We start from the raw sequence: 26,766 nt of genomic DNA on the forward strand, positions 1-26,766 counted from the left end.
CGGGGGGTAGACCGGCGGTCCGCTCCGGACTCATCGGTGACCGGGGCGCCGGCGACCGGCGACCTCGCGCGCGGCCGGACGGTCAGCGGCCCAGGGACAGGGCCGACAGCGCGGCGAGCGCCAGGACGAGCGGGCCGAACAGGGCGAGCAGGGCGATGGTGCGGAGGGCGGCGGCCACCCGCAGCATGGCGGCCGGGGCGCCCAGGCGGAGCAGCGCGGCGGTGGTGCCGGCCCGGCACTGGCGGGCCTCCACGGCGGAGGTGAGGAGGGTCGCGACCGTGCAGCCGCCGACGACGAGCGCGCCGAGGGCGGACAGCGGGCCGAGGCCGGCGTACGGCCCGTCGTACAGGGCGGTCACGGCGTACCCGGCGGCGGCCACCGCGCAGACCACGCCGAGGGGGCGGCCGATCCGGGCGGCCTCCGTCATCAGGACCCGACCGGCGAGCAGCCGGAGCGCGCCGGGGCGGCTGGACTGGATGATCCGGCCGCAGAGGTGGGTGAGGCCGGGGGAGGCCAGGACCAGGCCGGTGCCGGTGAGGAACCAGCCGAGGAGCACGGCGAGCCAGGGCGTGGGGGCGGGGCGGCCCGCGTACGCCTGCACGGCCAGGCCGGCGGTGAGGAGGGCGATGCCCCAGGGGAGACCGACGGGGGCGCCGGCGGACGGCACGGGGTCCACGTAGGTCCATTCGGCGTCCGTGGTGGCGGGCTCGGGACCGGTCGTCGTACCGGGCGCGGCCGTCTCGCCGTCCGGGCCGGCCTGCGCGGCCTCTGCGGCCTGCGCGGCGGGAGCGGCCTGTGCGGCCTCAGCGGCGGGAGCGTCTCCGGGTCCGGGCGCGGGCTGCCCGCCGTCGTCGGCCCCCGGCGCCGGGCGGCGGCCGACGCGGGCGCCGAAGCGGCCGTAGGCGCCGAACGAGTCCCGGGCCGGCGCGCTGCCGTTCGCGCCGAAGCGGCCGAACCTGCGGGGGCCCGGGCGGGCCGGGCGGGGGTCCCTGGGGCGCAGCGCCAGCGCCACCGCCGTGGTCGTCGTCGCCGGGAGCACGGCCAGCAGGGTCAGGGCCGCCGGTACGGGGAGTGAGTGGTCCGCCGCCAGGAAGTCCGCCGCCGCGCCGTCGAACGGCAGGCCGCGCAGATCGCCGCGCAGGTGCAGGAAGACCAGCAGGGCGAGCAGCGATCCGAGGGTGCAGGACAGGGCGGTCGTCAGGGCCGAGAAGGCCATGAGACGGGCCGGGCCGAGGCCCACGGCGGACAGTCCGGTGCGCGGCCGGGTGCCGGGGTCGGTGCGGGCGACCGCGAGCGCGAAGTACACCGTGGCGGCGAGCGGCACGGCGCACCAGGCCAGGCGCAGCGCGGCGCCGCGCGCGTCGTCCGGGTGGTGCAGGGCGTGGCCGAGGCAGGCCAGGAGCAGGAAGCCGGTGCCCGCCGAGGCCGCGGCGACCAGCAGCCGGCGCAGCTGGACGGCCGGCCGTGCGGCGCCGGTCAGACGGAGACTGAGCACGCGGCCCGGCCCTCCGTGTCGGGGGCGTCCGGCAGCTGCACGGTGTGCACGCGTCGCCCGTCCAGCAGGGACACCGTGCGGTCGGCGAGGGCGGCGGTGTCGGGGTCGTGCGTGGCGAGGACGACCGTGATGCCGTGCGAGCGGGCGGCCGAGACCAGGGTGCGCAGTACATGGGTGCGGTCGGCACGGTGCAGCGGGGCGGTGGGCTCGTCGGCGAAGAGGACCGAGGGTCCGGGGGCGAGCGCGCGGGCGATGGCGACGCGCTGGCGCTCGGCGTGCAGCAGCTCGCGCGGCCGGCTGCGGGCCTTGTCGCCGACGTCGAGGCGCTCCAGCCACTCCAGCGCCGCCGCCTTGGCCCGGCGGCGGCCGGTGCCGCGCAGCATCAGCGGGAGCGCGGCGTTCTCCCAGACGTTCAGCTCGGGGACGAGGAACGGCTCGGGGTCGATCCAGCCGAAGCGGTCCCGGCGCAGCCGCTCGCGGGCCATCGGGCCCAGGGTGTGCACGGGCGAGCTGTTGAACCAGACCTCGCCGCCTCGCACCGGCACCAGACCGGACAGGCAGCGCAGCAGGGTCGTCTTGCCGCTGCCGCGGGGGCCGGTGACGGCGAGGATCTCGCCCTCCCGTACGCCGAGCGAGACCCCGGTGAGTCCGGGGGAGCCGTCGCGGTGCCTGAAGTGCAGGGAGCGTGCCCAGAGCACGTCGTTGTCCGGCGGGGCCTCCATAGGCGTACACCTCGGTTCCGTTTGTCCCGTGCCTGATCCCTCGTCCGAGGGAACGAAGGCTGGGCCGATCGGTCACTGGAACGCTAGGCAGCCGTTACCGGGAGGCCGGACAGCACACGGCCCCGGACCGCCGTTCTCACTCGAACGGGCGGCACCGGGGCCGGTGTTGATCAGCTGATCAGAGGTACGCAGCTCAGAGCTTCGTCCACGCCTCCGTCAGGGTCGCGCGCAGGATCTGCTCGATCTCGTCGAAGGTCTCCTGGTTGGAGATCAGCGGCGGGGCGAGCTGGATGACCGGGTCGCCGCGGTCGTCGGCACGGCAGTACAGGCCGTTCTCGAAGAGCGCCTTGGAGAGGAAGCCGTACAGGACGCGCTCGGTCTCCTCGTCGTTGAAGGACTCCTTCGTCGCCTTGTCCTTGACCAGCTCGATGCCGTAGAAGAAGCCGTTGCCGCGGACGTCGCCGACGATCGGCAGGTCGTGCAGCTTCTGCAGGGTCTGCAGGAAGGCGCCCTCGTTGTCCAGCACGTGCTGGTTGATGTTCTCGCGCTCGAACAGGTCGAGGTTGGCGAGGCCCACCGCGGCCGACACGGGGTGGCCGCCGAAGGTGTAGCCGTGCAGGAAGGTGTTGTCGCCCTTGTAGAACGGCTCGGCGAGCTTGTCGGAGACGATGCAGGCGCCGATCGGGGAGTAGCCCGAGGTCATGCCCTTGGCGCAGGTGATCATGTCCGGGACGTAGCCGAACTTGTCGCAGGCGAACATCGTGCCGAGGCGGCCGAAGGCGCAGATGACCTCGTCCGACACGAGCAGCACGTCGTACTGGTCGCAGATCTCGCGGACCCGCTGGAAGTAGCCGGGCGGGGGCGGGAAGCAGCCGCCGGCGTTCTGCACGGGCTCCAGGAAGACCGCGGCGACCGTCTCCGGGCCCTCGAAGAGGATCTGCTGCTCGATCTGGTCGGCGGCCCAGCGGCCGAAGGCCTCCGGGTCGTCGCCGAAGAGCGGCGCGCGGTAGATGTTGGTGTTCGGCACCTTGTGCGCGCCGGGGACCAGCGGCTCGAAGGGGGCCTTCAGGGCCGGCAGGCCGGTGATGGACAGGGCGCCCTGCGGGGTGCCGTGGTAGGCGACCGCGCGGGAGATGACCTTGTACTTGGTCGGCTTGCCCTGGAGCTTGAAGTACTGCTTGGCGAGCTTCCAGGCGGTCTCCACGGCCTCGCCGCCGCCGGTGGTGAAGAAGACCTTGTTCAGGTCGCCCGGGGCGTGGTGGGCCAGGCGCTCGGCCAGCTCGACGGCCTTGGGGTGCGCGTACGACCACACCGGGAAGAAGGCCAGCTCCTGGGCCTGCTTGAAGGCGGCCTCGGCCAGCTCCGTGCGGCCGTGACCGGCCTGGACCACGAACAGACCCGCGAGACCGTCCAGGTAGCGCTTGCCCTTGTCGTCGTAGATGTAGGTGCCCTCACCCCGGACGATCGTCGGGACGGGGGAGTTCTCGTACGAGGACATGCGGGTGAAGTGCATCCACAGGTGGTCGTACGCGGTCTTGCTGAGGTCCTTTGAACTCACGGTTATCGGGTTCCCCACATGTAGGTCTGCTTCTTCAGCTTCATGTAGACGAAGCTCTCGGTGGAGCGCACCCCGGGCAGCGCCCGGATGCGTTTGTTGATGACGTCCAGCAGGTGGTCGTCGTCCTCGCAGACGATCTCCGCGAGGATGTCGAACGAGCCCGCGGTCATCACCACGTACTCGACTTCCGACATGTCGGTCAGCACGTCCGCGATCGACTCGACGTCGCCTTCGACGTTGATCCCGACCATCGCCTGCCGGCGGAAGCCCACGGTGAGCGGGTCCGTGACGGCGACGATCTGCATCACGCCCTGGTCCAGCAGCTTCTGGACGCGCTGGCGCACGGCCGCCTCGGACAGGCCCACGGCCTTGCCGATCGCGGCGTACGGCCGCCGGCCGTCCTCCTGCAGCTGCTGAATGATGGCGAGGGAGACGGCATCCAGCTGGGGGGTGCCGTTCCTGGACTCGCGGGACGAGTCCCTCTGGTCTGCGCTTCGACTGGCCACGACTTCACTGTGCACGACGTCTCGACAGTTTCGCAAGGCCCAAGCGATGAAATTCGTTGTCTGAGGGACCGGGCTCTACGGATTTCGCAGATGTGGCGGGGGTGGGGGTGTTGAAAACGCGGGTATGGCGACTAGGGTGGGTGTCTCAGTGATTGGACAGTCAGAACCAGATTCAGGAGGCCGGCAGTGAGCACCGAGCTGCGTGGGCTGCGCACACTCCGCAACTACATCGACGGTGAGTTCCGTGACGCCGCCGACGGACGGACCACCGAGGTGGTCAACCCCGCCACGGGTGAGGCGTACGCGACCGCGCCGCTGTCCGGACAGGCGGACGTGGACGCCGCCATGGCGGCCGCCGCGGCGGCCTTCCCGGCCTGGCGCGACACGACGCCCGCCGAGCGGCAGAAGGCCCTCCTGAAGATCGCCGACGCGTTCGAGGAGCGCGCCGAGGAGCTGATCGCGGCCGAGGTGGAGAACACGGGCAAGCCGATCGGGCTCACCCGCTCCGAGGAGATCCCGCCGATGGTCGACCAGATCCGCTTCTTCGCGGGTGCGGCCCGGATGCTGGAGGGCCGCTCGGCCGGCGAGTACATGGACGGGATGACCTCGATCGTCCGCCGTGAGCCGGTCGGCGTCTGCGCGCAGGTCGCGCCGTGGAACTACCCGATGATGATGGCCGTATGGAAGTTCGCCCCGGCCATCGCCGCGGGCAACACGGTCGTCCTGAAGCCGTCGGACACCACCCCCGCCTCCACCGTCCTGATCGCCGACATCATCGGCTCGGTGCTGCCCAAGGGCGTCTTCAACGTCATCTGCGGCGACCGTGACACCGGCCGCGCGATGGTCGAGCACGAGACCCCGGCGATGGCCTCCATCACCGGCTCCGTGCGCGCGGGCATGTCCGTCGCCGAGTCCGCCGCCAAGGACCTCAAGCGGGTCCACCTGGAGCTGGGCGGCAAGGCCCCGGTCGTCGTCTTCGAGGACACCGACATCGCCAAGGCCGTCGAGGACATCTCCGTCGCGGGCTTCTTCAACGCCGGCCAGGACTGTACGGCCGCGACCCGCGTCCTCGTCCAGGAGGGCATCCACGACGAGTTCGTCGCCGCGCTCGCCAAGGCCGCCGCCGAGACCAAGACCGGCCAGCCGGACGACGAGGACGTCCTGTTCGGCCCGCTGAACAACCCGAACCAGCTCAAGCAGGTCTCCGGCTTCATCGACCGCCTCCCGGCGCACGCCAAGGTCGAGGCGGGCGGCCAGCGGGTCGGCGACAAGGGCTACTTCTACGCCCCGACCGTCGTCTCCGGCCTGAAGCAGGACGACGAGATCGTCCAGAACGAGGTCTTCGGCCCGGTCATCACCGTCCAGTCCTTCTCGGACGAGGCCCAGGCCGTCGAGTGGGCCAACGGCGTCGACTACGCGCTGGCCTCCTCGGTGTGGACCAAGGACCACGCCCGCGCGATGCGCATGTCCAAGAAGCTCGACTTCGGCTGCGTGTGGATCAACACCCACATCCCGCTGGTCGCCGAGATGCCGCACGGCGGCTTCAAGAAGTCCGGCTACGGCAAGGACCTGTCGGGGTACGGCTTCGAGGACTACACCCGCATCAAGCACGTGATGACGTCGCTGGACGGCTGAGCGCCAGGACGCCCGAGCGGCCCCGGACGGGACACCTCCCCGTCCGGGGCCGTCGTCGTGCGGCGCCCGGCCCGCGGGGCGGTGTCGACAAGGTGTCGGGCAGGCGGCGGCCCGCTCGACGCAGCGTCGATTGTCCCCGCGCCCGGCCGCGCGGCATGCTTCAGGTGTGGCCCAGACACCTTCTCGTACGACCGCGTTGTCCCGTCGTTCTCTGCTGCGCGCCCTCGGCGGCACCGCCGCGTTCGGCGCCCTGGCCGGCTGCGGGGTGCCCGCCGCCTACGTCGAGGCCGGCGACCGGGCGGCCGTCGACGACTCCGCTGCCGACAAGAAGCTGACCTGGGCGAACTGGCCCCTCTACATCGACACCGACGACGACAACCCGAACAAGCGGCCCACGCTGGACGGGTTCGAGAAGCGCACCGGGATCTCCGTCGACTACGTGGAGGAGATCAACGACAACGACGAGTTCTTCGGCAAGATCAGCCCGGCGCTGATGAACCACCAGTCCACCGGCCGCGATCTGATCGTCATCAGCGACTGGATGTGCGCGCGGTACGTCCGCCTCGGCTGGGTGCAGAAGATGGACCGCGCCCGGCAGCCGAACGTCGCGAAGTACCTCGACCCGCTGCTGCGCTCGCCCGCCTTCGACAAGGGCCGGCTGTCCACCGTGCCCTGGCAGTCCGGCATCACCGGCATCGCCTACGACCGCCGCAAGCTCGGCCGCGAGATACGGCATGTGAAGGATCTCTGGGCGCGCGACCTCAAGGGCCGGGTGACCCTGCTGTCCGGCCTCGACGAGTCCTTCGCGCTGCTCATGCAGGGCAACGGCGTGGACGTCACCCGCTGGACCGCCGACGACTTCCACCAGGTCTGCGACGAGGTGGAGCGGCAGGTGCACCGGGGCCAGATCCGCCGCTTCACCGGCAACGACTACACGAAGGACCTGGTCAGCGGGGATGTCCTGGCCTGCCAGGCGTACTCGGGCGATGTCATCCAGCTCCAGGCGGACAATCCCGACATCCACTTCGTCGTCCCCGAGGAGGGCGCCGAGCTGTGGTCGGACTCGCTGATGATCCCCGACCGGGCCCGGCACAAGGCGAACGCCGAACGGCTGATCGACTACTACTACGACCCGGCCGTCGCCGCGAAGCTCGCCACCTGGGTCAACTACGTCTGCCCGGTCCCGGCGGCCCGCGAGATCCTCGCCGACGCCAAGGACAGGGAGACCGCGGCCCTCGCCGACAACCCCCTGATCTTCCCGGACCCCGGCATGCGCCGCCGGCTGGCCATCGCCCGGGACATCACCGCCGCGGAACGCACGGAGTTCGCCCGGCGGTGGAACAAGATCGTGGGCCTGTGAGTTCCGGGCGCGGCGCTCAGCGGCGCGTGGTCGCTTCCTGGGGCGAGGGGTGGTGGGCCGAGCGGACCTCGAAGAGGCGGGGCTGGACGTCCGTCGCGATCTCTCCCGCCTGCACCATGTGGACGCGGGCCTCGGGGTTGGCGAGCATCGCCCGGTAGTGCTCCTCCGTCTCCCACTGCGCGTAGTTGATCACGCGTTCGCCGTCGAGGGAGGCGTGGAAGTTGGCGTGGACGAAGCCGGGCTGGTGCCTCATCGTCTCCTCCGTGGCGCGCACGAGCAGCTCGATCAGCTCGTCCTGGCGGTCGGGGGAGACCGTGAAGACATTGATGAGCGTGACCACGGGGCGGGTCGTGTCGACCTGAACGGTAACAGTCATGGGGTTATTTCTCCCCTTACCCCGGCTGGGGTTGTCGCCGGAGGCCGTTCTTTCGCCCGATCGGGGGCGGTCCGATCGGAGGCGGCCCGTCCGGCGGAGGGGAGCGGGAGGGGGCGGCCGGGTGGTCAGGCCGCTGCCGCTCCGGTCGCCGGTGCCCGGGCCGCGACCGGGTGCAGGGTCGCGTACTCCAGTGGGGCCGACGGGTCGATCGACACGTTCAGCGGTGCCGGCTCGGCTCCGGCCCGTACCAAAAGGTCGCCGACCGCCGCGATCATCGCGCCGTTGTCCGTGCACAGCCTGAGCGGCGGGACGCGCAGGGTGATGCCGGCCGCCCGGCAGCGCTCCTCGGCCAGCGACCGCACCCGCGAGTTCGCGGCGACTCCGCCGACGACGACCAGCGTGCCCACCCCGTGCTCGGCGCAGGCGGCCACCGCCTTGCGGGTCAGGACGTCGGCGACGGCCTCCTGGAGCGAGGCCGCCCCGTCGGCCACCGGCAGCTCGCGTCCGGCATGCCCTTCGGCCCAGCGGGCGGCGGCCGTCTTCAGCCCCGAGAAGGAGAAGTCGTACGAGCCCGGCAGCGGGCGGGGGAAGGGGACGGCGCGCGGATCCCCCGCGCGCGCCGCCCGGTCGATGGCCGGACCGCCCGGGTAGGGCAGCCCGAAGACCCGTGCGACCTTGTCGAAGCACTCGCCGGCCGCGTCGTCGAGGGTGTCCCCGAGGTGCGCGATCGGATCCCGGGCCAGGTCGCGGACGAGCAGCAGCGAGGTGTGGCCGCCGGAGACGATCAGCACCATGCAGGGATCGGGCAGCGGGCCGTGCTCCAGGGTGTCGGCGGCGACATGCCCGGCCAGGTGGTGGACGCCGTGGAGCGGAACGCCCAGCGCGTAGGCGATCCCCTTCGCGCCCGCGAGGCCCACCTGCAGCGCGCCGGACAGGCCGGGGCCCGTGGTGACGGCGACCGCGCCGATGTCGGAGAGCCGCAGCCCCGCCTGGTCCAGTGCCCGCCCGACCACCGGGCGCAGGGCGTGCAGATGGGCGCGGGAGGCGATCTCCGGCACCACTCCGCCGTAGCGGGCGTGCTCGTCCATGCTCGACGCCACGGCGTGGCCGAGCAGGCGCCCGTCCCGCACCAGCCCCGCCCCGGTCTCGTCGCACGACGACTCGATTCCGAGCACGATCGGAGAGCCCATGCCCGCCCCGTTCTGCGTGAAGTATGTTGTTGCAAACAGTGTGCAATAAGATCGCTGTTGATGTGAACCCGGACTCCGCCGGGTGGGCGCGCGCCCAGTAGAGTGCGCCCTCTGCCGTCCCCGTCGCACTCCGAGGTATCCAGCAGTGACCCCCGCCCGACCAGGCCCGCCGTCCACCGTCACCGTCGTCGGGATCGGGGCCGACGGCTGGCCGGGGCTCCCCGAGCCGTCCCGCGCCGCGCTGCGCCGGGCCGAGATCCTCATCGGCGGCCCGCGCCAACTGGACCTGCTGCCGCCCGAATGCGCCGGCGAGCGCGTCGCCTGGCCCTCGCCCCTGCGCCCCGCCGTCCCCCGGCTGCTCGCGGAGCACGCCGGCCGCCGCGTCGCCGTGCTGGCCAGCGGCGACCCGATGTTCTACGGCATCGGACGCGCCCTGGCCGAGGAAGGCGCCGAGCCGCGCGTCCTGCCCCACCCGTCGTCCGTGTCCTACGCCGCCGCCCGGCTCGGCTGGCCGCTGGAGGACGTCGAGGTCGTCACGCTCGTCGGCCGGCCCGCCGCCCGGCTCGCCGCCGCCCTGCACGAAGGCCGGCGCCTGCTCGTCCTCAGCGCCGACGCCGGCACGCCCGCACAGATCGCCGCCCTCCTCCGGGACCGCGGCTTCGGGCCGAGCCGGATGCGGGTCCTGGAGCAGCTCGGCGGCGACCGGGAACGGACGGGCACGGAGACCACCGCCGACGACTGGGAGCGGACGCAGCCGCCCGGCGACCCGCTCAACGTCGTCGCCGTCGTGTGCCGCCGGGCACCGGACACCCTGCGCCTGGGCGCCGTACCGGGGCTGCCGGACGAGGCGTACGAGCACGACGGGCAGCTCACCAAGAGGCACATCCGCGCCGCCACCCTCGGCGCGCTCGCCCCCGCACCCGGTGAACTGCTGTGGGACATCGGCGGCGGGTCCGGCTCGATCGCCGTCGAGTGGCTGCGCACCCACCCCGCGTGCCGGGCCGTCACCGTCGAACGCGACCCGGTGCGGGCCGAGCGCATCCTGCGCAACGCGGAACGGCTCGGGGTGCCCGGACTGCGGGTCGTCACCGGTGCCGCCCCCGCCGCCCTGGCCGGACTCCCCACGCCCGACGCCGTGTTCGTCGGCGGCGGACTCACCGCCCCCGCTCTCCTCGACACCTGCTGGGCGGCGCTGCCCCCGGGCGGGCGGCTGGTCGCCAACACCGTCACGCTGGAGTCCGAGGCGCTGCTCGCCGGCGCCTACCGCAGGCACGGCGGCGAGCTGGTGCGGCTCGCGGTGTCGCACGCCGTCCCCGTGGGCGGCTTCACCGGCTGGCGGCAGGCCATGCCGGTCACCCAGTGGGCCGTCCGCAAGCCCGTCACCCCCCTTCCTGGAGCAGACAGATGACCGTGTACTTCATCGGCGCCGGCCCCGGCGCCGCCGACCTGATCACGGTGCGCGGCGCCCGGACGCTGGCCGCCTGCCGGGTCTGTCTGTACGCGGGCAGCCTCGTCCCGCGTGAACTGCTCGACTCGTGCCCGCCGGACGCCCGCCTGGTGGACACCGCCCAGCTCGACCTGGACGAGATCACCGCCGAGCTGGTCCGCGCCCACGAGGAGGGCCACGACGTGGCCCGGCTGCACTCCGGGGACCCCTCCGTGTTCAGCGCGGTCGCCGAGCAGATGCGCCGCCTCGACGCCGCCGGGGTGCCCTACGAGGTCGTCCCCGGCGTGCCCGCCTTCGCCGCCGCTGCCGCCGCCCTGAAGCGCGAACTGACGGTGCCGACCGTCGGCCAGACGGTCATCCTCACCCGTGTCGCCCACCGCGCCACCGCCATGCCCGAGGGCGAGGACCTGGCCACCCTCGGCCGCAGCGGCGCGCTGCTCGTGCTGCACCTGGCCGCCCGCTACGCGGACCGCGTGGCCGAGGAACTGCTGCCGCACTACGGCGCCGACTGCCCCGCCGCTGTCGTCGCCTACGCCTCCCGCCCCCAGGAGCTGATCATCCGCGGCACGCTGGACGAGATCGCGCAGAAGGTGAAGGAGGCGGGCGTGCTGCGCACCGCGGTGATCATGGTCGGGCGCACGCTCGGCGCCGAGCAGTTCCGCGACAGCCACCTGTACTCGCCGGAGCGGGAGCGGCACATCTGCTGAACAGGACGCCAGGGGCCGTTTGTTAGGCTCCCCTCGCCTCCCGTGGGGGAAGTCCGGTGAGAGTCCGGCGCTGACCCGCAACGGTGTGCACGGCGACCGCTCCGACGGTCGCCGCGCGAGCCCGATCGCCCGCGGAGGTCCATCGACCCGTTGACTGCTCGCCGTGGACTGCGAGAAGGGACCGGGCAGCCGGCACGGACGTACGGGCTGTCTCCTCCTCGACGTCCAGCAGGCGGCCCGTGTGAAGGACGGCCCCTCCCGTGCGCCGAAGTACGGCCCCCAGCCGGATACCCGTGCTGCCGCTCAGCCTGGCCCTCGGGCTGCTGCTCCTGTTCTCCCTCGTGTGCGGTGTCGGGCTCGGGGCCGCCGGGATCGGCGGGGCGCAGGTGCTGCGCTTCCTGTGGGCGGGGCTCACCGGCGCGACGCTGCCCGCCCGGGACGCGGCCGGCTACACCATCGTCTGGGAGATCCGGCTGCCGCGGGTGCTGCTCGCCGCCGTCGTCGGCGCCGGGCTCTCGGCCGTCGGGGTGGCCGTGCAGGCGATGGTCCGCAACGCGCTGGCCGACCCGTTCGTCCTCGGCATCTCCTCGGGCGCGGCGGTGGGCGCCAACGCCGTCATCCTCCTCGGCGCGTTCGCGGGACTCGGGGTGTGGGCGCTGTCGGCCTCGGCGTTCGCCTCGGCACTCGCGGCCATGGCGCTCGTCTACGCCGTGGCACGCTCGCCGCACGGACTGACCCCGCTGCGGCTGATCCTGACCGGTACGGCACTGGCGTACGGCTTCGAGGCGCTCACCACGGTCATGGTGTTCGGCGCGGCCCGGGGCGAGGCGGCCCGGTCGGCGATGATGTGGCTGCTGGGCAGCCTGGGCGGCGCGACCTGGTCCCGGGTGCCGCTCGCCGCGGCCGTCGTGCTGGCCGGATGGGCCTGGCTGCGGTGGCGGGCCGAATCCCTCAACGCGCTCGCCATGGGCGACGAGACCTCGGCCGCGCTCGGGGTGCGGCCCTCGCGGCTGCGCCGGGAGCTGTTCCTCGTCACCGCGGCCGTGACCGGGACCGTGGTCGCGGTCAGCGGGGCCATCGGGTTCGTCGGACTGATGGTGCCGCACGTCGTGCGGATGCTCGTCGGCGCCGACCACCGGCGGGTGCTGGCCGTCGCCCCGCTCGCCGGAGCCGTGCTGCTGGTCTGGGCGGACGTGCTGTCCCGGCTGCTGCTCGCCCCGGCCGAGCTGCCGGTCGGTGTGATCACCGCGGTGGTCGGGGTGCCCGCCTTCCTGCTGCTGATGCGACGCGGCGGCTACGCCTTCGGAGGGCGCTGAGCATGCGACTCGACATCGACCACGTCACGATCGAGGCGGCCGGCGCACGGCTCGTCGACGACGTCCGGCTCACCGCGGACAGCGGGGCGTTCGTCGGACTCGTCGGCCCCAACGGCAGCGGCAAGTCGACCCTGCTGCGCTCCGTGTACCGGGCCCTGCGGCCGGCCGGCGGAACCGTACGCCTCGACGGCGACGATCTGCACGCCATGGACCCGCGGGCCGCCGCGCGCGTCCTGGCCGCGCTGCCGCAGGAGTCGGCGGCCGAGTTCGACTTCACGGTCGCCGAGGTGGTCGCCATGGGACGGCTGCCGCACCGCGACCGCACGGCCGCCGCCGACCGCGAGATCTGCGCCGAGGCCATGAGCCGCACCGGCGTCACCCACCTCGCCGACCGCGGCTTCCTCAGCCTGTCCGGCGGCGAGAAGCAGCGGGCCCTGATCGCCCGGGCCCTGGCCCAGCGGCCCCGGGTCCTGGTCCTCGACGAACCCACCAACCACCTCGACGTCGCGCACCAGCTGACCGTCCTGTCCCTGGTCCGCGGCAGCGGTCTGACCGTGCTGGCCGCGCTCCACGACCTCAACCTCGCCGCCGCCCACTGCGACGTCCTGTACGTCATCGCCGGCGGCCGGATCGTCGCCTCGGGGCCGCCCCACGAGGTCCTCGGACCCGCGCTGCTGGCCGAGGTGTTCGGGATCCGCGCCCATCCCGTACGGCACCCCGAGACCGGTGCCTTCCAGCTCCTGTTCGACCTGCTCCCGCCCACCGTCTGAAGGACCCCCATGCGCAAGCTGCTCGCCGCCGCCGTATGCCTCGCCGCGACCGCCACCGGTTGCGGTGCCACGGTGGAGTCGTCCCCGGACGCCGCCTCCCCCGCGGTCACCCTCACCAACTGCGGTCGCGAGGTGACGTACGACAAGGTCCCCGAGCGGGTCGTCACCAACGACGTCGGCATCACCGAGCTGATGTTCGCGCTCGGCCTGGAGGACCGCATGGCCGGGTTCGCCATGCCCGACGACAAGGGAGACCTCGGCGCCGTGCCCTGGAAGGACGGCTACGACAAGGTGAAGTGGCTGTCCAAGGACCAGCTCACCAAGGAGAACGTCCTCGAAGCCGACGCCGACCTCGTCTTCGCCGGCTGGAACTACGGCTTCCGTGAGGACGGCGGCTTCACCCCCGACGCGCTGAAGAAGCTCGGCATCCCCTCGTACGTCCTCACCGAGTCCTGCCGCAACGGCCGGACGGAGTCCGCGCGCGGCATCATGCCGCCGCTGGACGCCCTGTACGCCGATCTCACCAACCTCGGCAAGCTGTTCGGCGTCGAGAAGAGGGCCGCCGCGCTGATCGACGGCTTCAAGAAGCGCATCGCGGAGGTGCGGGCCAAGGCCCCACGGGGCGCCGACCGCCCCTCGGTCTTCCTCTACGACAGCGGCCAGGACACGCCCTTCACCTCCGGCCGCTACGCCGCACCGGAGCAGATCATCACCGAGGCCGGCGGCGTCAACGTCATGCACGACGTGGCGGACTCCTGGACCACGACCGGCTGGGAGACCGTCGTCGAACGCGACCCCGACGTCATCGTCATCTGCGACTACGGAGACGTCGGCGCCGAGCAGAAGAAGAAGTTCCTCCTCTCCTACGCCCCGCTGCGCGACGTCTCCGCCGTCAAGCACCGGCGGATCGTCACCCTGGACTACGCCGACCTGGTCGAGAGCCCCCGCAACCCGTCGGCGATCGCCCGGCTCGGCGCCTACCTGCGCACGGTCCGGTAGGAGTCCGGTGACCGCCCGCCTACCGGACCGCGCTGCGCCCCACCACCGCGCCCGCCCGGTCGACGCAGACGACGTCCACGGCGACCGGTGCGCCGCGCAGGACGGCCAGTGCCGCGTCGCGCGCGGCCCGCGCCACCAGGTCGCCGAGCGGCACCCCGGCGGCCTGGCACAGCTGGAGCGCGGCCAGGCCCGTGTTGGCGGCGGCCACCTCGGCGGCGAGCGCCTCGTCGGCCCCGCCCTGCCGGGCCAGTCCCGCGAGGAACCCCTTGTCGACCTGGGAGCGGCCCGAGTGCAGGTCCAGATGGCCGGCGGCGAGCTTGGACAGCTTGGCGAAGCCGCCGCAGATCGTGAGACGGTCCACCGGATGCCGGCGAATGTACTTCAGCACCGCGCCCGCGAAGTCGCCCATGTCGAGCAGGGCGTCCTCGGGCAGGCCGTACTCCGCGACGACCGTCTTCTCCGACGTCGAACCGGTGCACCCCGCCACATGGGTCCGGCCGGCCGCCCGGGCGACGTCCACGCCGCGCCGGATCGAGTCGATCCAGGCCGAGCAGGAGTACGGCACCACGATGCCGGTGGTGCCGAGGATCGACAGCCCGCCGAGGATGCCGAGCCGCGGGTTCCAGGTGGAGCGGGCGATCTCCGCGCCGTGGTCGACGGAGACGGTGATCTCCACATCGCCGCCGTCGCCGTGGCGTGCGGCGACCTCGGCGACGTGCTCGCTCATCATCCGCCGGGGGACCGGATTGACGGCCGCCGCGCCGACGGGCAGCGGCAGCCCCGGCCGGGTCACGGTCCCCACGCCGGGCCCCGCCCGGAAGACGACGCCGCTTCCCGCGGGCAGCCGCCGGACGGTGGCCCGGACCAGCGCGCCGTGCGTGACGTCCGGGTCGTCGCCCGCGTCCTTCACGATCCCCGCCATCGCGACCCCGCCGGTCAGCTCCTCGGCGGCCAGCGCGAACGACGGCGTCCGCCCCTTGGGTAGCCTGATCGTCACCGGGTCGGGGAACTCACCGGTCAGCAGGGCGGTGTACGCGGCCGTCGTGGCCGCGGTCGCGCAGGCGCCGGTGGTCCAGCCGTGCCGCAGTCCCGTGTGCTCCAGCTGGGCGCCGCGACCGCCCTTCGCCCGGTCAGCGCCTCCCGCCCCGCCGGCACCGCTCGCCTCACCCATGCCTCGAACCTCACTGCCCCTCATGAACGGACCGGACTCCCATGCACCTGCTGATCCTCGGCGGCACCACGGAGGCCCGCCGGCTCGCCGAACTGCTCCACCCCACCCCCGGGCTGCGCCTGACCAGCTCCCTCGCCGGACGGGTCGCCAGCCCCCGGCTGCCGGCGGGCGAGACGCGCGTCGGCGGCTTCGGCGGGGCGGCGGGACTCGCGGCATGGCTGCGCGAGCACCGGGTCGGCGCGGTCGTCGACGCCACCCACCCCTTCGCCGGAAGGATCAGCTTCAACGCCGCACAGGCCGCCGCCGACAGTCATGTTCCCCTGCTCGCCCTGCGCAGGCCCGGCTGGGTCCCGGTGGCGGGCGACCGCTGGCACGAGGCGGGCTCGCTCGAAGAGGCGGCCGGCGCCCTGCCCGCCCTCGGCCGGCGCGTCTTCCTCACCACCGGCCGCATGGGCCTCGCCGCCTTCGCGGCCCTGGACGACCTGTGGTTCCTCGTACGGTCCGTGGACGCGCCCGAGCCGCCGCACCCCGCCCGCATGGAGGTACTGCTCGACCGCGGGCCCTTCACCCTCGACGGGGAGCGGGCGCTGCTGCGGCGCCACCGCGTCGACGTCGTCGTCACCAAGGACAGCGGCGGGGCGGCCACCGCGCCGAAACTGGCCGCAGCCCGCGAGGCCGGGCTGCCCGTCGTCGTGGTCCGCAGGCCCCCCGCCCCCGAGGGCCTGCCCGTAGCGGCGGATCCCGAAAGCGCGGCCCGGTGGGTCCGCGAACGCCTCGGACGGGGCCCGGTCCCGGGGTACTGACCGGAACCGGGCCCGCCTCACGCCTCCGGATAGCGGCGCGGCGTCCAGGCGATCTCCTCGCCGTCGCCCCGCCGCACCACCCGCGTCTGCGAGGAACCGACCAGCAGGATCGTGCGCATGTCGACCTCGGCCGGGTCCAGCTCGCCGAGGCGCACGATCCGCACCCGCTCACCCGGGCCGCCGACGTCCCGCGCGACCACCACCGGCGTCCCGGGCTCCCGGTGTTCGAGCAGCAGCTCCCGTGCCTTGCCCACCTGCCAGGTGCGGCTGTGCGAGCCGGGGTTGTACAGGGCGAGCACCAGGTCGGCGGCGGCGGCCGCGCGCAGCCGCTCCGCGATGACCTCCCACGGCTTGAGCCGGTCGGACAGGGAGAGCGTCGCGTAGTCGTGGCCGAGCGGAGCGCCGGCCCGCGCCGCCGCGGCGTTGGCGGCGGTCACCCCCGGCAGCACCCGCACCGGCACGTCCCGGTACTCCTCGTGCGAGGCCGCCTCCAGGACGGCCGTGGCCATCGCGAAGACCCCCGGGTCGCCGCCGGAGACCACGGCCACCCGGCGTCCCCGCCGGGCCAGTTGCAGGGCGAACTCGGCGCGCTCGGCCTCCACCCGGTTGTCCGAGCCGTGCCGCTCCTGGCCCGGCCGCCGGGGAACCCGGTCGAGGTAGGTGGTGTAGCCGACCAGGTCGTCGGCGGCGGCCAGCGCCCCGCGCGACTCGGGCGTCAGCCACAGCGGACCGGCCGGCCCGGTCCCGACCACGACGACCTCGCCGCGCTCCCGCACGGGCCGCCCGGCGTCCACCTGGCTCGGCAGCACGGCCACCGCGAAGTACGGCACCGATTCCGGGTCCACGTCGGCCAGTTCGGCCACGCGCTCGCCGCCCATGGTGGCCCGCTCCACGTACCGGGCCTCGTCCAGCCGTCCCGCGCGCTCCAGCGCACGGCGCACCTTCGGGAAGGTGCGCCCGAGCTTCATCACCACCGCGGCGTCCGTGGCGGCCAGCCGCGCGGTCAGCTCCTCCTCGGGCAGGGTGCCCGGCAGGATGGTCAGGACCTCCTCGCCCTCGGCGAGCGGGGCGCCGAGCCGGGCGGCGGCGGCGGACACCGAGGTGACCCCGGGGACGACCTCGGTGTCGTAGCGGTGGGCGAGCCGCTTGTGCATGTGCATGTAGGAGCCGTAGAAGAGCGGATCGCCCTCGGCGAGCACGGCCACCGTCCGGCCGGCGTCGAGATGGGCGGCGAGCCGGGCCGCCGCCGCCGTGTAGAACTCCTCCATCGCGCCCTGGTAGCCGCCCGGGTGGTCGGTGGTCTCCGTGGTGACCGGATAGACCAGCGGTTCCTCGATGTGGTCGGCGCGCAGGTGCTTCGCCGCGATCGAGCGGGCGATGGAACGCCCGTGCCGGGCGCTGTGGTACGCGACGACGTCCGCCTCGGCGATGGCCTCGACCGCGCGCAGGGTCATCAGGGAGGGGTCACCGGGCCCGAGGCCCACCCCGTACAGCTTGCCGCTCACTCTTCCTCGCTCGCGATCGCGTTGAGCGCGGCGGCGGCGATGGCGCTGCCACCGCGGCGGCCCCGCACCACCAGGTACTCAAGGCCGAGGGGATGCGCGGCCAGCGCGTCCTTGGACTCGGCCGCGCCCACGAAACCGACCGGCACGCCGATGACGGCGGCGGGCCGGGGCGCACCCTCCTCGATCATCTCCAGCAGGCGGAACAGAGCGGTAGGGGCGTTGCCCACCGCGACGACGGCGCCCTCCAGCCGGTCGCGCCACAGCTCCAGCGCCGCGGCGCTGCGCGTGGTGCCGAGCTCGGCCGCGAGGCCGGGGACGGCCGGGTCGGACAGGGTGCAGAGCACGTCGTTGCCGGCGGGCAGCCGCTTGCGGGTGACGCCGCTGGCCACCATCTGCACATCGCAGAGGATCGGTGCGCCGGCGCGCAGCGCCGCACGGGCCCGGGACACCACCGCCGGCGTGTAGGCCAGGTCCTGGACCAGGTCGACCATTCCGCAGGCGTGGATCATGCGCACCGCGACCTGGCTGACATCGGCGGGCAGACCCGCGAGGTCCGCCTCGTCGCGGATGGTGGCGAAGGACTGGCGGTATATCGCCGCGCCGTCCTTCTCGTAGACGTGGGTGGTCACGGTGCTCTTCTCGTCGCTCTCGGTCGTCTTGCGGCTCATGGGGTGATGTCCGCCAGGGCGGCGCGTATCCGGCGGAGGTCGTCCGCTGACGCGGTCGGCGGGCCGGTGCCGGCCGTCGTGGCCGACAGACGGTAGCCGCCTCCGGGTGCGGCGACCACCTCGACGTGGTCGCCGCTCGGGTGCCCGCAGCGCCGTTCACAGCCCGACCAGTAGAGGGCGGGGCCGTGGCGGCCGACCGCGTCGAGCGTACGGGCCGCGTCCGCCCGTACGTCGGCGTGCGCCTTGGCGCAGCCGGGCCGGCCGACGCAGGCGCCCACGCGCGGCCACGGGGAGGCGGGGTCGGTGACCAGGCCGGCCGCCGCGAGCCGCGCCAGCGACCCGGCGGTCCGGGAGGCGGCCGTGCCCGCGACGGGGACGACGACGCCGCGCCACGGGGTCAGCCGCAGCTCGGTGCCGGCGACCTCGGTCAGCTCCGTCCACTGGCCCGCCGAGAGCCGCCCGAGCGGCACGTGCACGGACAGCGCGTCGCCGGCGGCTCCCGGCAGCGGGCCGCCGGTCACGCCGGCCGGTCCGGGACGTTCCTCGTGCCCGATGCCCTCGGCCGTCAGGCGGGCGCGGACCAGGCGGCTCAGCTCCGCTGCGGGCAGCGGGAGTTCGGACACCCGCCAGACCCGTGCCGCGTGCGACCGCGCGGCCCCGAGGAAGGTCTCGGCGGCCAGCAGCGCCGCGCGGGGCGCGTCGTCGGCGGCCACCAGGACCGAGCCGGGGGCGAGCCACGCGCCGCCGTCCCCGACCGCGCGCACCGCGACGTCCGCGCCGAGGCCGGCCACGTCACCGCGCCCGTCGTCCAGCGCGAACAGGAACCGCCCCGAAAGTCCCCGGGCGGCCCCGCTCGCGCACAACGCGGCGTCCAGGGCCGTCAGCCAGGGCCGCACGTCCCGCAGGCCGCCGCCGTCCAGCCCGGACAGCGGCGAGGCGACGATGTTGCGCACCCGCTCGTGCTCCCACGAGGGCAGCAGACCGGCGGCGTCCAGCTCGGCCGCCAGCTCGGCGCCGCACCCGTCCGCGAGGCCGCGCAGCTGCGCGTTGCCGCGTGACGTCAGATGGATGTCGCCGTCGCCCAGCCGCCGGGCCGCCTGCCCGAGGGCCCGCGCCTGGCCGGTGGTCAGGACGCCGCCGGGAAGCCGTACCCGGGCCAGCGCCCCGTCGTCCGCCGCGTGCAGCCGAAGGGCACCGGGGCAGGCGTCACCGCGCTCCCGTACGGCCGGTACGGCCTGGGGCGACGGAGGTTCGGCTGCCATGGGCATGGCCGTGAGCATACCTACCCTCACCAGCACCGGAGGCTCCCCGTTCGCCGAGCGCCCTTACTATGCTCGGCAGTGGATCATCTGGTCCGCGAACCGCCACGACGGCGACAGGGGAGGAAGCCGGTGCGAGTCCGGCGCGGTCCCGCCACTGTGAAACCCGCCACCCCAGGCCGGTTGAGCCAGGAACTCCCTTCCCCCGCGATCGGCTTCGCCCGAGGGGGAGACCCCCAACTCCACTGCCCGGGGCGCGGACCCCGAGGAAGGCCAGGCGCCGCATGTCCACTCCGTCCGGGGAGCGAGCCCCGCACGTCCAAGAGATCCTGCTCCTGTCGACGTCCGACACCGATCTGCTCAGCGCCCGCGCGGCCGGCGGTCCCGTCGGCTACCGTTTCGCCAACCCCGCCCGTCTGGTCCTGGACGACCTGCCGGCCCTCCTCGACGGGGTCGGCCTGGTCGTCGTACGCCTCCTGGGCGGCCTGAAGGCCTGGCAGGACGGCATCGACCTGCTGCTGGCCGACGGGCGTCCGCTGGTCGTGCTGACCGGCGAACAGGCCCCCGACGCCCAGCTGATGGCCGCCTCCACGGTCCCGGTCGGCATCGCCGCCGAGGCCCACGCCTACCTCGCCCACGGCGGCCCCGCCAACCTGGAGCAGCTCGCCCGGTTCCTCTCGGACACGGTCCTGCTCACCGGGCACGGCTTCGACGCGCCCGCGTCCGCCCCGACCTGGGGACCGCTGGAGCGCCCCGGGCGGCCGGCCGGCGGCGGCCCGACCGTCGCCGTGCTCTACTACCGCGCCCACCACATGAGCGGCAACACGGCCTTCGTCCACGCCCTGTGCGACGCCGTCGAGGAAGCGGGGGCCACGGCGCTGCCGCTGTACGTCGCCTCGCTGCGCGCGCCCGAGCCCGAGCTGATCGAGGAACTGCGGGCGGCGGACGCCATCGTCACCACCGTGCTGGCGGCCGGCGGCAGCAGGCCCGCCGACGCGTCGGCGGGCGGCGACGACGAGTCCTGGGATGCGGGCGCGCTGACCGGCCTCGACGTCCCCATCCTCCAGGCCCTGTGCCTGACCGGCTCCCGTACCGTCTGGGCCGAGAACGACGAGGGCGTCTCCCCGCTGGACGCGGCCAGCCAGATCGCGGTCCCCGAGTTCGACGGCCGGCTGATCACGGTGCCGTTCTCCTTCAAGGAGATCGACGCCGACGGCCTGCCCGCCTATGTCGCCGACCCCGAGCGCGCGGCCCGCGTCGCCGGGATCGCCGTACGGCACGCACGGCTGCGCCACATCACGCCCGCCGACAAGCGCGTCGCCCTCGTCCTGTCCGCCTACCCCACCAAGCACTCCCGCATCGGCAACGCCGTCGGCCTCGACACCCCCGCGAGCGCCGTCGCGCTGCTCAGGCGGCTGAAGGCCGAGGGCTACGACTTCGGCGACGCCGACATCCCCGGGCTGGTGTCGGGCGACGGCGACGAACTGATCCGCGCGCTCATCGAGGCGGGCGGACACGACCAGGACTGGCTCACCGAGGAGCAGCTGGCCCGCAACCCGGTGCGCATCCCGGCGGCCGACTACCGCCGCTGGTTCGCCACGCTCCCCGAGGAGCTGCGCACCTCGGTGGAGGAGCACTGGGGCCCGGCGCCGGGCGAGATGTTCGTCGACCGCAGCCGGAACCCGGAGGGCGACATCGTCCTCGCGGCCCTGCGCTTCGGCCATCTGCTGATCCTCATCCAGCCCCCGCGCGGCTTCGGCGAGAACCCGATCGCCATCTACCACGACCCGGACCTGCCGCCCTCCCACCACTACCTGGCCGCCTACCGCTGGATCGCCGCGGCCGAGTCCGACGGCGGCTTCGGCGCCGACGCCATGATCCACCTCGGCAAGCACGGCAACCTCGAATGGCTGCCCGGCAAGAACGCCGGACTGTCCGCCGCCTGCGGCCCCGACGCCGCGCTCGGCGACCTCCCGCTGGTCTACCCCTTCCTGGTCAACGACCCCGGCGAGGGCACCCAGGCCAAGCGCCGCGTCCACGCCACCCTCGTCGACCACCTCGTCCCGCCCATGGCCCGCGCCGACTCCTACGGCGACATCGCGCGCCTGGAGCAACTCCTCGACGAGTACGCGCAGATCTCCTCCATGGACCCGGCCAAGCTGCCCGCCATCCGCGCCCAGATCTGGACCCTGATCCAGGCGGCGAAGCTGGACCACGACCTCGGCATGGCGGACCGCCCCGACGACGACGGCTTCGACGACTTCCTCCTGCACGTCGACGGCTGGCTGTGCGAGGTCAAGGACGCCCAGATCCGCGACGGTCTGCACGTCCTCGGCAACCCGCCCGCCGGCGCCGACCGCGTCAACCTCGTCCTCGCCATCCTCCGCGCCCGCCAGATCTGGGGCGGCACGCAGGCCCTGCCGGGGCTGCGCGAGGCCCTCGGCCTGGACGAGTCCGCCGCGACCCGTACGACGGCCGACGCCGCCGAGGAACAGGCCCGCGCCCTGGTCCAGGCGATGGAGGACGCCGGCTGGGACCCGGCCGCGGTACCCGCAGGACACGGTGAACAGGTCGCCGCCGTCCTGGAGTTCGCCGCCCGCGAGGTGGTGCCGCGGCTGGCGGCCACCACGGCCGAGATCGATCACACGGTCCACGCCCTGGCCGGCGGGTTCGTCCCCGCCGGACCCTCCGGATCCCCGCTGCGCGGCCTGGTCAACGTCCTGCCGACCGGCCGCAACTTCTACTCCGTCGACCCCAAGGCCGTGCCCTCCCGCCTGGCCTGGGAGACGGGCCAGGCCCTCGCGGACTCCCTGCTGGAGCGCTACCGCACCGACAACGGCGAGTGGCCCACCTCCGTCGGCCTCTCCCTGTGGGGCACCAGCGCCATGCGCACGGCGGGCGACGACGTCGCCGAGGCCCTCGCCCTCCTCGGCGTCCGCCCGGTCTGGGACGACGCCTCCCGCCGGGTCACCGGCCTGGAAGCCATTTCCTACGAGGAACTGGGCCGCCCGCGCATCGACGTCACCCTGCGCATCTCCGGCTTCTTCCGCGACGCCTTCCCGCACACCATCGGGCTGCTGGACGACGCCGTACGCCTGGCCGCCTCGCTGGACGAGCCGGCCGAGGCCAACCACGTCCGCACCCATGTGCGGGCGGACCTGGCGGCCCACGGCGACGAGCGCCGCGCCACCACCCGCATCTTCGGCTCCCGCCCCGGGACCTACGGCGCCGGCCTGCTCCAGCTCATCGACTCCCGCGACTGGCGCACCGACGCGGACCTCGCCGAGGTGTACACGGTCTGGGGCGGCTACGCCTACGGCCGTGAACTCGACGGCCGCCCGGCCCGCGAGGAGATGGAGACGGCGTACAAGCGGATCGCGGTCGCGGCGAAGAACACCGACACCCGCGAGCACGACATCGCCGACTCCGACGACTACTTCCAGTACCACGGCGGCATGGTGGCCACCGTCCGCGCGCTGCGCGGCACCGCGCCCGAGGCGTACATCGGCGACTCCACCCGCCCGGAGACGGTCCGCACCCGCACCCTCGTCGAGGAGACCTCCCGGGTCTTCCGCGCCCGGGTCGTCAACCCGAAGTGGATCGAGGCGATGCGCCGCCACGGCTACAAGGGCGCCTTCGAACTCGCCGCCACCGTCGACTACCTGTTCGGCTACGACGCCACGACCGGGGTGATCGCCGACTGGATGTACGACAAGCTCACCGAGGCCTACGTCCTGGACCCGGCCAACCGCGAGTTCCTCCAGCAGGCCAACCCCTGGGCCCTGCACGGCATCGCCGAGCGGCTGCTGGAGGCGGAGTCGCGGGGGATGTGGGAGAAGCCGGATCCGGCGGTGCTTGCGGAGCTGCGGCAGGTGTACCTGGAGACCGAGGGCAACCTGGAGGGCGAGGACTGACCCCTCCCGTACCCGCGGGGCGCCGTCACATCCGTGGCGGCGCCCCGCTGTCATGACGGGCCCTCACCTCGGGCGCCCGCGGGGGCGACATGGGAGGAAGGTCCTAGGTCCAACGCCTGATCGCAAGGTAGCTTTCTTGCTGTTAGCGTGCAGCTGCATACAACTCGCAATAACGTCGGAGGACGTTGGACATGGCGCTTTACACGCTCCCGGAGCTTCCGTACGACTACTCGGCGCTCGCGCCGGTGATCAGCCCCGAGATCATCGAGCTGCACCACGACAAGCACCACGCCGCATATGTGAAGGGTGCGAACGACACGGTCGAGCAGCTGGCCGAGGCGCGGGACAAGGAGTCGTGGGGCTCGATCAACGGCCTGGAGAAGAACCTGGCCTTCCACCTCTCCGGGCACATCCTGCACTCCATCTACTGGCAGAACATGACCGGCCCGAAGGACGGCGGCGGCGAGCCGCTGGCCGCCGACGGCGTCGGTGACCTGGCCGACGCGATCACCGAGTCCTTCGGCACCTTCGCCGGCTTCAAGGCCCAGCTGACCAAGGCCGCGGCCACCACCCAGGGCTCCGGCTGGGGCGTCCTCGCCTACGAGCCGCTGAGCGGCCGGCTGATCGTGGAGCAGGTCTACGACCACCAGGGCAACGTCGGCCAGGGCTCCACCCCGATCCTGGTCTTCGACGCCTGGGAGCACGCCTTCTACCTTCAGTACAAGAACCAGAAGGTGGACTTCATCGACGCGATGTGGGCCGTCGTCAACTGGCAGGACGTGGCCAAGCGCTACGCCGCCGCCAAGGAGCGCGGCGACAGCCTGCTGCTCCGCCCGTGACTCCGTAGTCGCACAGCCGCCCTGCTCGTGACCGTCTTCACCTCGGTCACGACAGGCACCCGGAGGGCTCCCGCGGTCGACCACCGCCGGGAGCCCTTGCGCGTCACCCCCCCGCCGCTGGGGCCCGGCGTCCCGGGGCCCGGCCGCCGCCGGCGGCCAGGTGCCCGCGGCGAGCACGCCCCAGGGAGTACGCCCGGGCCACCAGGGCCGTCCTGCCGCGCACTCCCCGGCGCCCGGCCAGCCGGGCCAGGTGGTAGCTGACCCCGTCCGCGGTCAGGCCGACCGACGTGGCGATCCGCGCCGTGGTGTCACCGGCCGCCGCCAGGGCGAGGACGCGGGCCTCGGGTCCGCTCACCCGCCGCTGCCCGGCGGCGTCCCCTGCGGGGGTGTCCGGGTGCTCGCCCAGCACCCGCAGCGGCAGCATCAGCGCCGGCGGTGCCTGCGGGGTGTCACTGACCGGGTCGACGTCCCTCTCGCCGTACCGCTCGGCGCCGCACGCGGCCCGCCTGGTCACCTCGACCGGACAGCGCGACCTGCGGCGCGGCCGGACGGCCTCCGCGATCGGATGGAGCCGCGTGGGCGTGCGGGGGTGGAAGAGGCCGAGGACGCTGCGGCCCCGCAGCTGCCCCGACAGCATGCCCCACCGCGCGGCGCACCCGAGCACGTCGAGCAGCTGATCCGGCCGGCCTCCGCCGGCCGCCTCGACCTGTCCCCGTCCATCAGCGGCCGTCTCCCGCCGGCCGAGGCCGCCGAGGCGGTCCACCGGCTGGAGCACAGGACCGGCGACCCGATCCGGCGCGTCCTCGTCCCCTGACAGCCCCTCCTGCGGACCGAGGGCCGGCGGGGTCCGCGCACTCGCGGCGAGGGCCACGACGCGGCTCCCGCAGGCGGATGTGCCACAGTGCGGGCATGCTGATCGACCGGCCCCGGCCCACCGCCTCATGACCACCGCGATCGTCGTCGGCGCCGGACCCAACGGGCTCACCGCCGCCGCCCTCCTGGCCCGCGCCGGCCTGGACGTCACCGTCCTGGAGGCCGCCGACGAGGCCGGCGGCGGCACCCGCAGCCAGGAGGCGATCCTGCCCGGCCTGCTGCACGACCACTGCTCGGCCGTCCACCCCCTGGCCGTCACCTCCCCGGCACACCAGGCGCTGGACCTCGAACACCACGGTCTGCGCTGGCGGCTGCCGGACATCGACTGCGTCCATCCCCTGGACGACGGCACGGCGGGCGTGCTGCTGCGCTCCGTCCGGGAGACCGCCCGCGGGCTCGGCGCCGACGGCACCCGCTACCGGCGCCTGCTGGAGCCCTCGGTACGGCAGTGGGACGCGCTCCGCCACGACGTGCTGGGCCCCCTGCTGCGCGTCCCCGAACACCCCCTGCTGCTGGCGCGCTTCGGCCTGCCCGCCGCGCTCCCGGCCGCCCTCCTCGCCCGCTGCTTCGCCACCCCGCGGGCCCGTGCCCTGTGGGCCGGCGTCGCGGCGCACTCCTACCGCCCGCTGTCCGACCCGCTCGGCTCGGCCATCGGACTGGGCATCCTCACCGCGGGCCACGCCGCCGGATGGGCCGTCGCCGAAGGCGGCTCGCAGGCCATCGCCCGCAGCCTCGAACACGCCCTGCGCGCCCACGGAGGCCGGATCCACACCGGCGTCCGCATCACCCACCACACGCAGATCCCGCCCGCCGACGTCACCCTGCTCGACCTCGACCCCGCGCAGATCGCCCGCGTCTACCAGGACCGGCTGCCCGCCCGCGTGCGCACCGCCTACCGGCGCTTCCGCCGCGGCCCCGCCGCCTTCAAACTCGACCTGGCCGTCGAAGGGGGCGTGCCGTGGACGAACGAGCAGGCCCGGCGGGCCGGCACCGTGCACCTGGGCGGCACGCTCACCGAGATCGCCCGTGCGGAGCGGGACATCAACGCGGGACGCATGCCGGAGCGCCCCTTCGTCCTCGTCGGCCAGCAGTACCTGGCCGACCCCACCCGGTCCGCCGGCGACGTCCACCCCGTCTGGACCTACGCCCACGTCCCCCTCGGATACCCGGGCGACGCCACCGAGGCCATCCTCGGCCAGATCGAACGCTTCGCCCCCGGCGCCCGGGAGCGGATCGTCGGCCTGCGCACCACCTCACCGGCCGCCTTCGCCGCCGGCAACGCCAACTTCGCCGGCGGCGACATCCTGACCGGGGCGAAGACCGCCGGCCGGCTCCTGCTCGGCCCGCGCCTCGCCCTCGACCCCTACTCCACGGCACTGCCCGGGGTCTTCGGCTGCTCCGCCGCCACCCCGCCGGGCCCCGGGGCGCACGGCATGTGCGGCGCCGGAGCGGCCGCCGCCGCACTGCGCCACCTCGGCATCGCTCCGGACCGGTGACGGGCGGCTCGGGGAACGCGTCGGCCGGGGGTACGCGTCGGCCGGGAGAACGCTTCGGTCCGGTGGATCGCGAATCCGCCAACAGGGGCTGTTCATTGGCCGGTTCAGGGGCTTGTAAGATCGACTCCGACCTGCTCAAGCCCTAACTGGGGGAACC

Annotated in this window: 22 protein-coding genes and 2 riboswitches; of the genes, 11 read left to right on the forward strand and 11 right to left on the reverse strand. The window is 74.0% G+C overall.

From position 1 onward, the window contains the following. Positions 1-82: 82 nt before the first annotated feature. From ACF073_RS25165 to ACF073_RS25180, 4 genes are all read right to left on the reverse strand, one after another. Positions 83-1,495 carry a hypothetical protein gene (locus tag ACF073_RS25165; RefSeq protein WP_392073560.1) on the reverse strand — a complete coding sequence of 471 codons (1,413 nt, stop codon included), beginning with the start codon at positions 1,493-1,495 and terminating at the stop codon, positions 83-85. After that, the gene (locus ACF073_RS25170) at positions 1,477-2,217 is read right to left on the reverse strand and encodes an ABC transporter ATP-binding protein (RefSeq protein WP_392073562.1); all 741 of its coding nucleotides are present in this window, start codon (positions 2,215-2,217) and stop codon (positions 1,477-1,479) included. The genes ACF073_RS25165 and ACF073_RS25170 overlap by 19 nt, the downstream gene beginning before the upstream one ends. 193 nt (positions 2,218-2,410) lie before the next feature. Then, positions 2,411-3,793 (reverse strand): aspartate aminotransferase family protein, encoded by a 1,383-nt coding sequence (locus tag ACF073_RS25175; protein ID WP_392073564.1) that lies wholly within the window; start codon positions 3,791-3,793, stop codon positions 2,411-2,413. Beyond that, positions 3,778-4,296, reverse strand: a complete 519-nt coding sequence (locus tag ACF073_RS25180; RefSeq protein ID WP_392073565.1) for an Lrp/AsnC family transcriptional regulator — start codon at positions 4,294-4,296, stop codon at positions 3,778-3,780. Before ACF073_RS25180 ends, ACF073_RS25175 begins: the two co-directional genes overlap by 16 nt. A 171-nt stretch (positions 4,297-4,467) precedes the next feature. Between ACF073_RS25180 and ACF073_RS25185 the strand changes: the two genes are divergently transcribed. Next, positions 4,468-5,916 carry a gamma-aminobutyraldehyde dehydrogenase gene (locus tag ACF073_RS25185; RefSeq protein WP_392073568.1) on the forward strand — a complete coding sequence of 483 codons (1,449 nt, stop codon included), beginning with the start codon at positions 4,468-4,470 and terminating at the stop codon, positions 5,914-5,916. Between the two features lie 166 nt (positions 5,917-6,082). Then, entirely contained in the window at positions 6,083-7,276 is a 1,194-nt protein-coding gene (locus ACF073_RS25190) for an extracellular solute-binding protein (protein WP_392073570.1), read from the forward strand. A 16-nt stretch (positions 7,277-7,292) separates the two neighbouring features. Here the strand turns inward: ACF073_RS25190 and ACF073_RS25195 are convergent, their stop codons facing one another. Then, a complete protein-coding gene (locus ACF073_RS25195) occupies positions 7,293-7,652 on the reverse strand; it encodes an antibiotic biosynthesis monooxygenase family protein (RefSeq protein ID WP_392073572.1) in 360 nt (119 codons plus the stop codon). A 125-nt stretch (positions 7,653-7,777) separates the two neighbouring features. Then, positions 7,778-8,842, reverse strand: coding sequence for a tRNA (adenosine(37)-N6)-threonylcarbamoyltransferase complex transferase subunit TsaD (gene tsaD / locus ACF073_RS25200; RefSeq protein ID WP_392073574.1), 1,065 nt, complete (start codon positions 8,840-8,842; stop codon positions 7,778-7,780). Positions 8,843-8,987: 145 nt separating this feature from the next. Between tsaD and cbiE the strand changes: the two genes are divergently transcribed. From cbiE to ACF073_RS25225, 5 genes are all read left to right on the forward strand, one after another. Further along, a complete protein-coding gene (gene cbiE, locus ACF073_RS25205) occupies positions 8,988-10,250 on the forward strand; it encodes a precorrin-6y C5,15-methyltransferase (decarboxylating) subunit CbiE (RefSeq protein WP_392073576.1) in 1,263 nt (420 codons plus the stop codon). Then, the gene (cobM, locus tag ACF073_RS25210) at positions 10,247-10,996 is read left to right on the forward strand and encodes a precorrin-4 C(11)-methyltransferase (protein ID WP_392073578.1); all 750 of its coding nucleotides are present in this window, start codon (positions 10,247-10,249) and stop codon (positions 10,994-10,996) included. Before cbiE ends, cobM begins: the two co-directional genes overlap by 4 nt. A 16-nt stretch (positions 10,997-11,012) precedes the next feature. Then, positions 11,013-11,148, forward strand: a riboswitch (cobalamin riboswitch). 108 nt (positions 11,149-11,256) lie between these two features. Beyond that, complete coding sequence (locus ACF073_RS25215) at positions 11,257-12,312, forward strand: FecCD family ABC transporter permease (protein WP_392073579.1); 1,056 nt, start codon at positions 11,257-11,259, stop codon at positions 12,310-12,312. A gap of 2 nt (positions 12,313-12,314) precedes the next feature. After that, on the forward strand, positions 12,315-13,082 hold the full coding sequence (locus ACF073_RS25220) for an ABC transporter ATP-binding protein (protein ID WP_392073581.1): 768 nt from the start codon (positions 12,315-12,317) through the stop codon (positions 13,080-13,082). 9 nt (positions 13,083-13,091) lie between these two features. Beyond that, positions 13,092-14,081: an ABC transporter substrate-binding protein gene (locus ACF073_RS25225; RefSeq protein ID WP_392073583.1), complete on the forward strand. Its 990-nt coding sequence runs from the start codon at positions 13,092-13,094 to the stop codon at positions 14,079-14,081. Positions 14,082-14,100: 19 nt separating this feature from the next. Here the strand turns inward: ACF073_RS25225 and ACF073_RS25230 are convergent, their stop codons facing one another. Next, a complete protein-coding gene (locus ACF073_RS25230) occupies positions 14,101-15,252 on the reverse strand; it encodes a cobalt-precorrin-5B (C(1))-methyltransferase (protein ID WP_392073585.1) in 1,152 nt (383 codons plus the stop codon). A 41-nt stretch (positions 15,253-15,293) separates the two neighbouring features. Between ACF073_RS25230 and ACF073_RS25235 the strand changes: the two genes are divergently transcribed. Continuing rightward, positions 15,294-16,055 carry a cobalt-precorrin-6A reductase gene (locus ACF073_RS25235; protein ID WP_392073587.1) on the forward strand — a complete coding sequence of 254 codons (762 nt, stop codon included), beginning with the start codon at positions 15,294-15,296 and terminating at the stop codon, positions 16,053-16,055. 17 nt (positions 16,056-16,072) lie between these two features. On the opposite strand, the gene ACF073_RS25240 is transcribed toward ACF073_RS25235, so the two are convergent. Genes ACF073_RS25240 through ACF073_RS25250 form a run of 3 tightly spaced genes read right to left on the reverse strand, consistent with a single transcriptional unit; the run spans position 16,073 to position 19,496 of the window. After that, on the reverse strand, positions 16,073-17,560 hold the full coding sequence (locus tag ACF073_RS25240) for a precorrin-2 C(20)-methyltransferase (protein WP_392073588.1): 1,488 nt from the start codon (positions 17,558-17,560) through the stop codon (positions 16,073-16,075). Continuing rightward, positions 17,557-18,228, reverse strand: a complete 672-nt coding sequence (locus ACF073_RS25245) for a precorrin-8X methylmutase (protein ID WP_392073590.1) — start codon at positions 18,226-18,228, stop codon at positions 17,557-17,559. Before ACF073_RS25245 ends, ACF073_RS25240 begins: the two co-directional genes overlap by 4 nt. After that, positions 18,225-19,496 carry a cobalamin biosynthesis protein CobG gene (locus ACF073_RS25250; protein WP_392073591.1) on the reverse strand — a complete coding sequence of 424 codons (1,272 nt, stop codon included), beginning with the start codon at positions 19,494-19,496 and terminating at the stop codon, positions 18,225-18,227. Before ACF073_RS25250 ends, ACF073_RS25245 begins: the two co-directional genes overlap by 4 nt. Positions 19,497-19,609: 113 nt before the next feature. After that, positions 19,610-19,685: riboswitch (cobalamin riboswitch) on the forward strand. Between the two features lie 86 nt (positions 19,686-19,771). Between ACF073_RS25250 and cobN the strand changes: the two genes are divergently transcribed. Next, a complete protein-coding gene (cobN, locus tag ACF073_RS25255; RefSeq protein ID WP_392073593.1) occupies positions 19,772-23,401 on the forward strand; it encodes a cobaltochelatase subunit CobN in 3,630 nt (1,209 codons plus the stop codon). 191 nt (positions 23,402-23,592) lie between these two features. Then, positions 23,593-24,240, forward strand: a complete 648-nt coding sequence (locus ACF073_RS25260; RefSeq protein ID WP_392073594.1) for a superoxide dismutase — start codon at positions 23,593-23,595, stop codon at positions 24,238-24,240. 103 nt (positions 24,241-24,343) lie between these two features. Here ACF073_RS25260 and ACF073_RS25265 read toward each other — a convergent pair whose 3' ends face one another. After that, positions 24,344-25,111: a LuxR C-terminal-related transcriptional regulator gene (locus tag ACF073_RS25265; protein WP_392073596.1), complete on the reverse strand. Its 768-nt coding sequence runs from the start codon at positions 25,109-25,111 to the stop codon at positions 24,344-24,346. A 70-nt stretch (positions 25,112-25,181) separates the two neighbouring features. Here ACF073_RS25265 and ACF073_RS25270 point away from each other — a divergent pair, with 70 nt between their 5' ends. Continuing rightward, positions 25,182-26,609 (forward strand): phytoene desaturase family protein, encoded by a 1,428-nt coding sequence (locus ACF073_RS25270; protein ID WP_392073598.1) that lies wholly within the window; start codon positions 25,182-25,184, stop codon positions 26,607-26,609. Positions 26,610-26,766: the final 157 nt, after the last annotated feature.

The organism is Streptomyces sp. NPDC015171 (genome assembly GCF_043079545.1).
Lineage (GTDB): Bacteria > Actinomycetota > Actinomycetes > Streptomycetales > Streptomycetaceae > Streptomyces.